This window comes from Celerinatantimonas yamalensis (genome assembly GCF_046054155.1).
Classification (GTDB): domain Bacteria; phylum Pseudomonadota; class Gammaproteobacteria; order Enterobacterales; family Celerinatantimonadaceae; genus Celerinatantimonas; species Celerinatantimonas yamalensis.
The window spans coordinates 59,022-70,993 of sequence record NZ_JBEQCT010000008.1; the positions used below are offsets into that span (position 1 = coordinate 59,022).

The window sequence follows — 11,972 nt, forward strand, 5'->3', positions numbered from 1 at the left end:
ATTTTCATTATAGGTAAAGTATCGCTTAATCTTTTGTGCATGATATCTAAAATAAAACTGTGATTTTAAAAAACTTAAAATAAATATGGTTTTTTTTGGTTTTAATAAATTAATTTATTAAATAAATGATTTTATGATTTTTATAAATTATAAAGTTTTAATGGTTTTATTTATTTTTGATGTTTAAAAAAACATCACCTCTATATCGTTTTTGCAAAACAGCTCACAAGATTTATCTTCTGGCACTAAATGTTTTTTTTAAAATGTTAGACTGAAAAAAAGGTTATATATATTATCATCATGAAGAAACATATCTCTTTTCATCTTAAGTTGTTCATCTATTTATCATTATTTGTTGTTGTGCTAATGGCTATTATTACGACAACATTTTCTCTTGATTTTAAAAATCTTTTTTTTAGCCAAATAAAATCAAAAGCAGAGATCCAATCGAACCAAATTGCTCAACTTAAAAGCCTATCTAATGCCATAGAAAATAACGATATTTTAACAATTAAACGCATCATGGATCCATTAGCGAAACAAAGTGATGCAAGTTATCTAGTTATCGGTGATAAACATGCAAAGCATTTATATCATTCAAATCCACCTGCCCATATGAGTCTCTACATGGTTGGGGGGGATAATAAACCTGTTTTATCTGGAAAGCATATCGTCACAATTCGAAAAGGAGGAATGGGTTACTCACTTCGCAGCAAAACGCCTATTTTCAACAATAAGCATCAAGTCATTGGCATTGTTTCTGTTGGTTATTTAGTGAATCACATTGAGCACCTATCTTATGCAAAAATGTCTCATATTATGATAATATCTTTTTTATCAATAATATGTTTATTCTATTTTTGTTGGCTTCTTTCTAAAAATCTAAAGAAACACATGCTATCGATGGAACCGGATGAAATTGCTTATGTAGTAAAACAACAAAAAATTTTATTAGAGAATATCTATGAAGGGATTATTGGGATTGACAATGACTTAGTGATTACACATATCAACCAGTCAGCTAGACAAATATTTGATCCCTCAAAACATCCGATCATTGGCAGAAAAATAGATTTTTTGATAAAAGATAAACGTTTTTTCAATAGAGATGAGATGCTTAATAAGGACTTATTTGATCAACTAATAACATTTAACAACAAGTCTGTTATTGCTAGTCGAATAAGGTTATTTATTAATGGTAGGTTACTTGGATGGGTTGTTAGTTTTAGAGATGAAAATGATATAAAAGAATTATCTAAACAACTTTCACAAATAAAAAAATATACAGATAATTTAAGAATATTAAGGCACGAGCAATTAAATTGGACCGCAACACTTGCAGGGCTGTTACACCTAGGTCGATATAAAGAAGCGATTGACTACATAGAATTGCAGTCATCAGATACCCAGGGGATTCTAGATTTTATTTCGAAAAAATTTTCATCTCCATATTTATGTGGATTACTCATAGGAAAGTATTCCAGTGCCAAAGAAAAAGGGATATCGATTATGTTTGATCCAGCTTGTGAACTAAAGACAATGCCATCATCAATTGGCGAAACTGAGTTCATCTCAGTGATTGGTAATATTATTGACAATGCAATTGAAGCGACCCTTAAATCAAATGAGATATATCCGATAGAAGTCTACCTTTCAGAAAATGATAATGAAGTTATTATTGAAGTTTCTGATCAAGGAATCGGGATTTCCCTCTCTGATATTAATGACATTTTTGTACAAGGCTACACATCAAAACAAAGCAAAGGTAATCATGGTTTAGGATTGCATCTAGTCTCTAGCTATATTAAAAAAGCGAATGGCATTATAGAAATATCACATAATGTACCAAGCGGTATTTGCTGCTCTATCTTTATTCCTAAGCAGGCACTCACGAAGGGATTAACTGATGAATAAACAAAAAATAACGGTTGCAATTGTTGAAGATGAATTTACTCTATCACAGCTTTACTCAGACTTTATTCAAAATTTTGAGGGACTTGAACTAATTGGTATCGCTAACACTTATCAAAATGCAGAAAAAATAATTAGTGAACGAGTACCCGAGTTAGTGCTTATCGATAATTATTTACCCGATGGGCAAGGTATTGATCTTTTTACCAATCAACTCATTCAAGGTGAAAAAACATCCGCTATTTTCATTACAGCGGCCAGTGAAATGGAAATTTGTAGTAAAGCAATTAGTTATGGTGCCTTTGATTATATTTTAAAACCTATATCGTGGAAGCGATTAACTCAGTCATTAGAACGCTTTATTCAATTTAAACAAACCCAACAATTCTATAAAATAATTGATCAAAAACATGTTGATAATTTATTTCAACTGAAATCAAAAAATTTCACACATAGAAATGAAAAAGGAATTGAGGAAAGTACTCTGAATATAATTTTTAGTATTTTTGAAAATAATAAAAAAGATGAATATACAATCGACGACATCGTTGAACAGACTGGATTGAGTAAAACAACAGCTCGTCGCTATTTGGAATATTGTGTTAAACAAAGTCTTATATCAGTTAAAATGCAATATGGAAAAGTGGGACACCCTCGACGCATTTATTTAAAAAGTCGATAAATTTCCACTATAGCACTAGAGGTTGTTTGATGATATTCACTATCAGCGATAAATGGTTACAACTTCATTATAGGGTTGATTAAAATCAGCCCATTTCTTACTCACATAGTATGGGAATCGCTATACATCATAATTCTTATGTTGATTATCGATTATCATCGTATTCATTGAATATACATAACATAATAAAAAATACCATTGTTTATAAAATTATTTTTTAATTGACAATGATACTTCCAACAACCATTGCCTTAGCAAATACCAAACGGCCAAATATGACAGCCATCCATATTATTAATTATTCGTGTTGATAATTTTTAACACATGACCATATTGATAATGTTAACTATTTTATACTGTATTTTACATCGATTAAAAATATTTATTTGTGATTTTTTAATTTTATTTATTCATACTACATTTTATTTTTATATCACCATAAGTATAATTACCATCCCTATGGCGAGCTAAATTAATAATATATTTTACTTTACCGTAACCAAAAAATTGATCATATATCAAAAGACTACCATAACGTATTAGCTAGCTAATTTTCCCTGCTTGATAACCACTAAGTCCATGGACAGATTTGTGTTTTTTCATCCATACTGAAGACTAAATTCAATGACATGGATAGGGAAAATATGGGTGCATTTGAGACAATGATACAAGGCGATCGTTATTGGATCAATGATCCACAATTAATTGAGATCCGTTTACATACCCGCGAACTGGTCGATGAATTTAACCAGTTAGCACCACGCGCAGAAGCTGAACGTCAACACCTATTCACCCAATTATTCGCTGAAATAGGTGATGATGTTCATGTCGAAAAGCCTATTCATATTGACTATGGTTGCAATATTCATCTCGGCCATCATGTTTTTATCAACTTTGGCTGGACGGTACTTGATTGCGCCAAAGTAACGATTGGCGATCATGTGTTTATCGGGCCACATGTGGCGATGTATACAGCCAATCACCCACTCGATAAAACCACCCGAGCAAACCATATTGGGGATGCCGAGCCTATCACGATTGGTAGTAACGTATGGATCGGTGGCAACTGCATTATTTTGCCAGGCGTGACTATTGGTGATGACTGTGTGATTGGTGCCGGCAGCTTAGTAACCACCGATATTGAATCCGGTATGCTAGCGATGGGTCAACCTTGTCGGGCTGTTCGGCCCGTACTAGAGGGTGCACGATAAGACTTGTGAAAGAGTACTGCAATGCGCTTTCTAGTTGCGCCTAAAATGAGTATTCTTTTTTCATTTATCAACCTAAGATAGAGGGCATAGCTACCAATAAAGCAGGGGGTCTTGATGACACGTTGGGGAATTTTAGGTGATGGCGCCATCGGTGGATTGTTTGCAGCCCGCTTGGCACTTGCTGGTTACTCTGTACAATTGGTGATGAGTAAAGCATTTCATCAAGGTGAAACAAAACGTTCGCTACACTATCAAGATGACCAGCAGCAAGTGGACTTAGAATTAACCATTTGTGACCATACCGAGCAATGCGATATGTTATTAATCTGCACCAAGGGCTATCAAGTCGTTGATGCTCTGACAAGTATTCGGCTCTCTAAACACACTCAGTTAATAACGCTACATAATGGCATGGGCCCACAGCAGCAGTTAGTTCATCGTTATCCAGAACATCTAATTTGGGCTGGCACCACAACGCATGGCGCAGAGCGCCATCAAAATATAATTCGTCATCAAGGCACAGGCATCACCACGGTTGGCCGCTATCCTAGTGGTCAATCTGAACAATTGCCCCCTCTCTGGATCATGGAACTCAATGCCGCGCTGGCTGATGTCGTTTATCACCCCCATATTGAGCAAGCATTGTGGCAAAAGCTTGCCATTAATGCCATTATTAATCCTATCACCGCGATTGCTCAGTGCTTAAATGGTGAACTGCTTACTCCTAGTTATCAACCCTTGATCCGCGAACTTGCCAATGAAATTCATCAAGTTGCAAAAGCCTGTCAGATTATTTTAAGTGATAGTGACATCATTCAATCGGTTCGCCAAGTTTGCCAGCACACGGCTAACAACCATTCGTCTATGGCCGAAGATATACGCTGTCAGCGCCAAACAGAGATTGGCTTGATCAACGGTTACATTATCAGGAAAGCTCAAGAACATCAGATTGAAGTTCCTTTAAATCAACAAGTTGTCGAAAAAATTCTCAAAGGAGATTGTGCTAATGGTTAATGTCATGGTGGCTGTTGCGCCAGGTAGTGAAGAGATTGAAACCGTATCAATAATCGATACACTACGCCGAGGAAATTTTAGCGTCGATCTGGTCAGTGTGAGTGATGAGCTGATTATTTGTGCTTCTCGCGGCGTCAGACTGGTCGCTGATAAGCTACTCGAAGACGCCGATGTCGATGACTATCAACTATTAGTTATTCCCGGGGGAGCTAGCGGCAGCGAATATATGTGCAATACGCCCGAATTCATCAAATTTATTCGCGCGTTTTACCATGCCCCTAATTACCTTGCAGCCATTTGCGCCGCACCCGCCTTAGTGCTCGAACACCATCATATCTGCCCCGGTGCCACAATGACTTGTCACCCTCAATTTTTCCAAGACTTACCCGCACACAAACGTAGCAGCGAACGGGTTGTCATTGACCAACAAGCGAGGCTCATCACCAGCCGAGGTCCAGGAACTGCCATTGAAATGGCTCTGCAAATTTTAGCGCTCTTAGGCAGTGAAGAGCTCGCTCAGCAAGTCGCCGAGCCTATGCTCATCGCAAGCCCATCGGCATAACAGTTAGGCATGATGCCGATACACGCTGACATTACTATGACCTTGCTCTTTTAAATATAAGGCTTGCAGCTTACTCATCACGCCGCGATCACAATAGAGCAAATAATGTTTATCACTGGCTAGTTCCAAGAACCGCGTTCCTAGTTTAAAAAATGGAATATGAATAATTTGCGCGCCATCAATCACCAGCGGTTTGTGCTCGGTTTCTTCATCAGAGCGAATATCAATCACGATCTGCTCTGCACTAATCTCACTGACTGTATCCACTTCAACCACGGCGGCATCACTGTGCCGACCAATGTCACGGATATCAACCACGCGCGCCTCATTAACGACTTTTTCTAAAATCTCACTATCGAAGTTGGCTTCCTCAGAAAGCAGCTTCGCTTCAACTGCTTTAACTGTCGGCTTACGAGAAATGACGCCACAATATTCGGGCATGGTCTCAGAGATATCGGCAGTCCCAATATGCCGAGCACAATCGATAATGCTTTGCTTATCTCGAGCAATCAAGGGGCGTAAAATTAACGTGTTAGAAACTCTATCAATCATTGATAAATTAGTCAGGGTTTGGCTAGAAACTTGACCGACCGCTTCCCCCGTCACTAATGCCTGAATATCAAAATGCTGCGCCACCTGCGATGCTGCGCGAATCATCATCCGTTTGAGCACAACACCCATTTGTGAGTTATCCACTTTCGTGAGGATCTCTTCAACAATAGGTTCAAAGTCGATGCTGACAAATTTAACCCGATGCGATGACCCAAACTTTTGCCACAAATAATGAGCCATCTGCTTAACGCCAATTTCATGCGCCGCACCACCCAAATTGAAAAAGCAGTAATGCACGCGTGAACCACGGCGAATCAACTCATAGCTGGAAACACCTGAGTCAAATCCACCGGAAATCAGTGATAAAACGCTCTCTTGAGTGGCAATTGGGAAACCGCCCAAACCTGGATGTTGCTCGGTTACCACATATAAATGCTGATTTTCAATTTCCAGCCGTACGGTTACATCTGGGTTTTTCAATTTTACCCCAGAGGCATCACTGTATTGATTTAACCCACCACCGATGTAACGTTCTGCTTCTACGGAGGTAAAGTCATGTTCCCCAACACGACGAACACGGACACAAAAAGTTTTACCCGCTAACTTATCTTTCCAAATTGCTTGGGTGAGTTCATAGGCATGATGTAAATCGGTAAATTCGAAACTGGACACTTCCAAAAAGTGCTGAATACCGGGCGTACATTTGAGAGCGTCAACCAACTCATCACGCTTATCCGGCAAACGACTGGTGACCACCATATGATCCCAGTTTCGGCTGACGCGAATATCGTCATCAATACGACTGAGAACATTACGAATATTACCCTGTAATATTTTGCTAAAACGTTGCCGAACAGTTCGGCTTTTAATGGTGATCTCTGGGAATAATTTGATTATAAACTTCATGATGACTACAGCGTTAAAATTTCGGCGCGATTATACACCGCTATGAGCTGAATGTGTATGCTCGTAAATTAAACTATACTGGCATTCGGCTCACAGCACGCGTCCCTTGGCTAGAATACGTCCCTTATTATCCCTAATTAGTTATCGTTGATCGGCGTCACTTGGATCTGGCGTGATTGCAGTGCCTTGCCCTGCATAATACTAATTTCAACTCGTCGGTTACGCGCGCGGTGTTCCGCTGTGTCATTTTTAACTAATGGATCGGTATCCGCTAACCCCCGCACCACCAATCGGTCCTGATTAAACCCCGGAACTTGGATCATCACCTGCGCTACGGATACGGCTCGCTGTGCTGACAAATCCCAGTTAGAGCGATAAAGTTCAGAATCAGGCGGCTGATTATCTGTATTGCCAGATACAACGATCTGCCCAGGAATATCTTTAATAACCGAGGCGACCTTACGAATAATCGGTCTAAATTGCGGTTGTAAAAACGCTGAACCCGATGGAAATGAGCCTTTTTCTCGAATTCGAATAATGATCTGCTGTCCCAATGATTCAACTTCTAGCGCGCCTTCCTTGATCTCTGTCTTCAGCTGCACAGCAATTCGCCGTGCGGCCTCACTTTGTGCAGCGGTAGGTTGACTGGGTTGCGGCACAGGACGACTACTCGCTTGCGTAGAACTTCCCCCTGTTTGCTGGCCTGAGGTGCGCTCTTCGCCCCCCGCTTGGGAATTTTCGCCTTTTTGAAAGTCCAACTCAGTTTGAGTCATATCCGAGGTCTGTTGCATGATCGTTTCAATGGGAGTCGGTTCTGGACGACCCGGACGAAAGTCCAGTGCGATCACCGAGGTTCCTTTGGGAATATCTTTGACTTCTAATTTGTTTTGCACCCCAAATGCATACTTCATCGAACCCGCAATCTGCTTAAATTTCACCACGTCCATTTCTGAAAAGGATAATAGCAATATAAAAAAGCATAGTAGTAGCGACATCAAGTCCGAAAACGTTGCCATCCATGCAGGTAACCCAGGCGGGCATTTGCATTCTTCTTCTTCATCCATCATTCATCCTGCTACTCAGCAGCCCCTGTGTTACGTTTCGAAGCTGGTAGATAATTTTTCAATAGGCCTTCGATGACTCGCGGATTTTGCCCATCTTGGATACCGAGTACCGCATCCAAAATAAGTGCTTGATTACGCGCCTCTTCACCAGAGCGAAGATCAAGCTTATTGGCGATAGGAATAGCCACCATGTTTGCCAATATCGCACCATACAAGGTAGTCAACAAAGCGACTGCCATTGAAGGACCAATGGATTTAGGGTCAGACATGTTAGAAAGCATCGCGACCAAGCCCACTAACGTACCAATCATTCCCATCGCAGGTGCCACATCCCCGATCGCTTTAAAAATACTCGAACCGACTTCATGGCGCTCCTGGGTTAACGCAATGTCTTTACGTAAGGTAGAGCGAACAACCTCAGCATCGTAGCCATCCACCAGCATACTAACCCCTTTAGCCATGAAGGGGTTGGGGATCTCCGCTTCCTCTAACGCTAAAAAGCCTCCTTTACGAGCAGAATCAGCTAGCTCAATGGCCTTTTGAATCAAGTCATCTGGTTTATCGACTTTAAATAAGAATGCCTTACCAGCAATTTTAGCTGCTCCTAAAAACTGGCCAAGGTTGTACTTCATCAATACCACAAACATCGAACCACACAAAACAATTAATATGGAAGGCACATCCACAAACGAGCTAACATTGCCTCCCAACAGAATTGCCATTAAAACAAAGGCAAAGCCGCCTATTAAACCAACCAGCGTTGCTAAATCCACAGCATCCTTCCTTCTCTAATCTGTATTGATGACTACCAGCCACTCTGTATCAGTAGACCGGTCAGTGTATCTGTTCGTATATTATGGACAATAATCTACAATATCTATCGGTTAAGGAAATAAATACTTTAACCATAACCACCTAAGCCGTTATGATCGGGGGCAGACGTGTTGAGGTTACAATAACATGGTTCGGTGTCACCACGAGAAAGTACGTGTTGACTTCTGACGGGGTATTGATCGAAATGATCAGGAGATTGAATGGCAGCTAAAAAACCTGAAAATATGAGCTTTGAAGAATCACTCAGCGAGCTAGAACAACTGGTTAAGGAGCTCGAACAGGGCGATCTGCCACTTGAACAAGCCATGAAGCATTTTGAACGCGGTATCGCCTTAGCTGGTGTGGGCCAAAAAAAGTTAGAGCAAGCAGAGCAGCAGATAAAAGTTCTTCGCCAAGCTGATTCTCAAACGCCGCTGACAACGCTGGGTGAAGGAGAATCACTGTGAGTACCTGTTTGCAAATAAGTATGGATAGTTACCGTAGTCATATCGATTGCTACTTACTCGCTCAGTTGGAAGAGCTTGGGGAGCAATCCCCGCGCCTACGCGATGCCATGCGTTATAGCCTGTTGCTCGGTGGTAAACGGATCCGCCCATTACTTGTCTATCTCGTTGGAGAATTAGTCGAAGCACCGATGGCGCGCTTAGATCCCGTAGCCGCTTCAATTGAAGCCATCCATGCTTATTCATTAGTACACGATGATCTGCCCGCCATGGATAATGATTCACTGCGCCGAGGTCAGGCCACTTGTCATATTGCCTTTGATGAAGCAACCGCTATTCTCGCAGGGGATGCACTACAAACGTTAGCCTTTACGTTGTTGAGTTCAGCGTCAGGCTTCAATCCTAAAGCTCAGCTGTCAATGCTCAAAGAGCTCAGCATTGCCGCCGGTTATCAAGGAATGTGCGCAGGACAGGCCATCGATATTGATGCAACGGGGCAAACTCAAACATTAGCCGAACTAGAAGCGATGCACCGACTTAAAACTGGCGCTTTGATTCAAGCAGCAGTAAAATTGGGGGCTATCGCCTCAGGGATTGATCATCCTGATGAGCAAAATGCACTCGCTCGCTACGCTCAAGCCATTGGTCTTGCCTTTCAAGTTCGTGATGATGTGTTAGATATCATTGCTGATACGCAAACCCTAGGCAAACCGCAAGGCAGTGATGTTCAACACCGAAAAAACACCTATCCATCGTTGTTAGGATTAGAGCAAGCACAGCACAAATGTCATACTTTGCGACTTGAAGCACTACATGCACTCGACGCATTACCCTACAATACTGACAAACTCGCGTTACTCGCAGATTACATTGTCAAGCGAGATAAATAGCCGTTGCTATATACCAATTTATGAGTCTGAATATTCGAGATTATCCAATATTGGCCTTAGTCGATGGTCCTCAGGACCTACGCCAATTACCTATATCTAAGTTACCCCAGCTTTGTAATGAACTTCGGGAATACTTACTTAAAACGGTTAGTCAGTCCAGTGGCCATCTAGCTTCAGGTCTTGGGGTTGTAGAACTGACTGTTGCCTTGCATTATGTCTATAAAACGCCGTTTGATAAGTTAGTGTGGGATGTGGGTCATCAAGCTTACCCACATAAAATTCTCACAGGACGTCGCGATCAGATGACGAGCATTCGACAAAAGGGAGGGTTGCATCCTTTCCCATGGCGAGAAGAAAGCGAGTATGATTCGCTCAGTGTTGGCCATTCTAGCACCTCGATTAGCGCAGCATTAGGGATGGCGGTCTCAGCAAGTATCGAACAAACCGGCCAAAAAGTGGCCGCGATCATCGGCGATGGCGCAATGACAGCGGGCATGGCATTTGAAGCGCTCAACCATGGTGGCGCTCGCAATGATGATTTGCTAGTCATTCTCAATGATAACGAAATGTCGATTTCTGAAAATGTTGGCGCACTCAATAATTCACTCGCACGGCTGATGTCTGGCAATGTCTACGCCACTTTACGTGAAGGTGGAAAAAAGATCTTACAGAGTATTCCACCCATTAAGGAGCTGGCCAAGCGCACCGAAGAACACCTCAAAGGGATGGTTGTTCCCGGCACCTTATTTGAAGAATTTGGCTTTAACTATATTGGTCCGGTTGATGGCCATGATGTCATTGGGTTAGTGCAAACGCTTAAAAACATGCGCGATCTCAGTGGACCGCAATTTTTACATGTGATCACCAAAAAAGGGAAAGGCTATTTGCCTGCTGAGCAAGATCCTATTGGCTATCACGCAGTCTCTAAGTTTGATCCGAAACAAAATGATTTACCCAAAAAATCATCCACAACCACCTTCTCCAAAGTTTTTGGACAATGGTTGTGTGATATGGCAGCGCGCGATCCGAAATTAATGGGGATTACCCCAGCCATGCGCGAAGGTTCTGGCATGGTAGAATTTTCCAAACGCTTTCCGCAGCAATACTTTGATGTTGCCATTGCCGAACAACATGCATTAACTTTTGCCGCGGGGTTAGCCATTGGGGGACAACGGCCCGTTGTTGCAATTTACAGCACCTTTTTACAACGTGCTTATGATCAATTAATTCATGATATCGCGATTCAAAACCTTCCGGTACTGTTAGCCATTGATAGAGCGGGTATAGTCGGCGCCGATGGACCAACCCATCAAGGCGCATTTGATTTAAGCTTCATGCGCTGCATTCCCAATCTCACCATTATGACGCCATCAGATGAAAATGAATGTCGCCAGATGCTCTATACTGGGTATCAATTGGGAACACCTGCGGCGGTGCGTTATCCACGCGGCGGAGCAATTGATACGCCGATAAGCATCGAAATGAGTGAACTACCTATCGGCAAAGCGGTGATTCGCCGTCAAGGCCATGAAACAGCGATTTTGTGTTTTGGCCCCTTGCTCCATGAAGCCCTGCTAGCGGCAAAAATACTCGACGTGACCGTAGTGGATATGCGATTTGTCAAACCACTTGATCATGACTGCATTGATAAGTTAACCCAAACCCATCAGCAATTAGTCACCTTAGAAGATAATGCCATCATCGGCGGCGCTGGATCAGCAGTTGCTGAGTATTTAATGCAGCAAGGTAGCAACGTAAAACTGTTACGACTTGGTTTGCCCGATCATTTCATTGCCCAAGGCTCGCAAGCTGAAGTCTATGCTCAATTGGATCTTGATTGTGCAGGAATTATTCGCCGTCTCAGCGCATAAATAGCCTGACCATCACGATATACCTTGGACGA

The 11,972-nt window shown here is 41.7% G+C and carries 11 protein-coding genes; 8 read left to right on the forward strand and 3 right to left on the reverse strand.

The window, feature by feature from the left end; all coding sequences use genetic code 11:
* The first annotated feature begins 366 nt into the window (after window positions 1–366).
* The 5 genes from ABUE30_RS15050 (at window position 367) to ABUE30_RS15070 (ending at window position 5,380) form a co-directional block, all read left to right on the forward strand.
* Window positions 367–1,914, forward strand: coding sequence for an ATP-binding protein (locus tag ABUE30_RS15050; RefSeq protein ID WP_408624661.1), 1,548 nt, complete (start codon window positions 367–369; stop codon window positions 1,912–1,914).
* A complete protein-coding gene (locus ABUE30_RS15055; protein WP_408624662.1) occupies window positions 1,907–2,593 on the forward strand; it encodes a response regulator in 687 nt (228 codons plus the stop codon). The genes ABUE30_RS15050 and ABUE30_RS15055 overlap by 8 nt, the downstream gene beginning before the upstream one ends.
* Before the next feature lie 644 nt (window positions 2,594–3,237).
* Window positions 3,238–3,804, forward strand: a complete 567-nt coding sequence (locus ABUE30_RS15060) for a sugar O-acetyltransferase (RefSeq protein ID WP_408624663.1) — start codon at window positions 3,238–3,240, stop codon at window positions 3,802–3,804.
* Between the two features lie 114 nt (window positions 3,805–3,918).
* The gene (locus ABUE30_RS15065) at window positions 3,919–4,818 is read left to right on the forward strand and encodes a ketopantoate reductase family protein (RefSeq protein WP_408624664.1); all 900 of its coding nucleotides are present in this window, start codon (window positions 3,919–3,921) and stop codon (window positions 4,816–4,818) included.
* A complete protein-coding gene (locus ABUE30_RS15070) occupies window positions 4,811–5,380 on the forward strand; it encodes a DJ-1 family glyoxalase III (RefSeq protein WP_408624665.1) in 570 nt (189 codons plus the stop codon). Before ABUE30_RS15065 ends, ABUE30_RS15070 begins: the two co-directional genes overlap by 8 nt.
* A 3-nt stretch (window positions 5,381–5,383) precedes the next feature.
* On the opposite strand, the gene thiI is transcribed toward ABUE30_RS15070, so the two are convergent.
* The 3 genes from thiI to pomA form a co-directional block, all read right to left on the reverse strand.
* The gene (gene thiI / locus ABUE30_RS15075) at window positions 5,384–6,838 is read right to left on the reverse strand and encodes a tRNA uracil 4-sulfurtransferase ThiI (RefSeq protein WP_408624666.1); all 1,455 of its coding nucleotides are present in this window, start codon (window positions 6,836–6,838) and stop codon (window positions 5,384–5,386) included.
* Between the two features lie 137 nt (window positions 6,839–6,975).
* Window positions 6,976–7,902, reverse strand: a complete 927-nt coding sequence (locus tag ABUE30_RS15080; protein ID WP_408624668.1) for a flagellar motor protein MotB — start codon at window positions 7,900–7,902, stop codon at window positions 6,976–6,978.
* Between the two features lie 11 nt (window positions 7,903–7,913).
* Entirely contained in the window at window positions 7,914–8,675 is a 762-nt protein-coding gene (gene pomA / locus ABUE30_RS15085; protein ID WP_408624669.1) for a flagellar motor protein PomA, read from the reverse strand.
* Window positions 8,676–8,936: 261 nt separating this feature from the next.
* Here pomA and xseB point away from each other — a divergent pair, with 261 nt between their 5' ends.
* Genes xseB through dxs form a run of 3 tightly spaced genes read left to right on the forward strand, consistent with a single transcriptional unit; the run spans window position 8,937 to window position 11,940 of the window.
* Entirely contained in the window at window positions 8,937–9,182 is a 246-nt protein-coding gene (gene xseB, locus ABUE30_RS15090; RefSeq protein ID WP_408624670.1) for an exodeoxyribonuclease VII small subunit, read from the forward strand.
* Window positions 9,183–9,190: 8 nt separating this feature from the next.
* Entirely contained in the window at window positions 9,191–10,069 is an 879-nt protein-coding gene (gene ispA, locus ABUE30_RS15095; RefSeq protein WP_408624777.1) for a (2E,6E)-farnesyl diphosphate synthase, read from the forward strand.
* Window positions 10,070–10,101: 32 nt separating this feature from the next.
* Window positions 10,102–11,940 carry a 1-deoxy-D-xylulose-5-phosphate synthase gene (gene dxs, locus ABUE30_RS15100; RefSeq protein ID WP_408624778.1) on the forward strand — a complete coding sequence of 613 codons (1,839 nt, stop codon included), beginning with the start codon at window positions 10,102–10,104 and terminating at the stop codon, window positions 11,938–11,940.
* The last annotated feature ends 32 nt before the right edge of the window (window positions 11,941–11,972 follow it).

Excerpts from the sequence above, each read along its gene's own strand:
- ABUE30_RS15050 (WP_408624661.1), top strand. The coding sequence starts at position 367 with ATGGCTATTATTACGACAACATTTTCTCTTGATTTTAAAAATCTTTTT.
- ABUE30_RS15065 (WP_408624664.1), top strand. The coding sequence starts at position 3,919 with ATGACACGTTGGGGAATTTTAGGTGATGGCGCCATCGGTGGATTGTTT.
- ABUE30_RS15060 (WP_408624663.1), top strand. The coding sequence starts at position 3,238 with ATGGGTGCATTTGAGACAATGATACAAGGCGATCGTTATTGGATCAAT.
- ABUE30_RS15070 (WP_408624665.1), top strand. The coding sequence starts at position 4,811 with ATGGTTAATGTCATGGTGGCTGTTGCGCCAGGTAGTGAAGAGATTGAA.
- xseB (WP_408624670.1), top strand. The coding sequence starts at position 8,937 with ATGGCAGCTAAAAAACCTGAAAATATGAGCTTTGAAGAATCACTCAGC.
- ABUE30_RS15080 (WP_408624668.1), bottom strand. The coding sequence starts at position 7,902 with ATGGATGAAGAAGAAGAATGCAAATGCCCGCCTGGGTTACCTGCATGG.
- thiI (WP_408624666.1), bottom strand. The coding sequence starts at position 6,838 with ATGAAGTTTATAATCAAATTATTCCCAGAGATCACCATTAAAAGCCGA.
- ABUE30_RS15055 (WP_408624662.1), top strand. The coding sequence starts at position 1,907 with ATGAATAAACAAAAAATAACGGTTGCAATTGTTGAAGATGAATTTACT.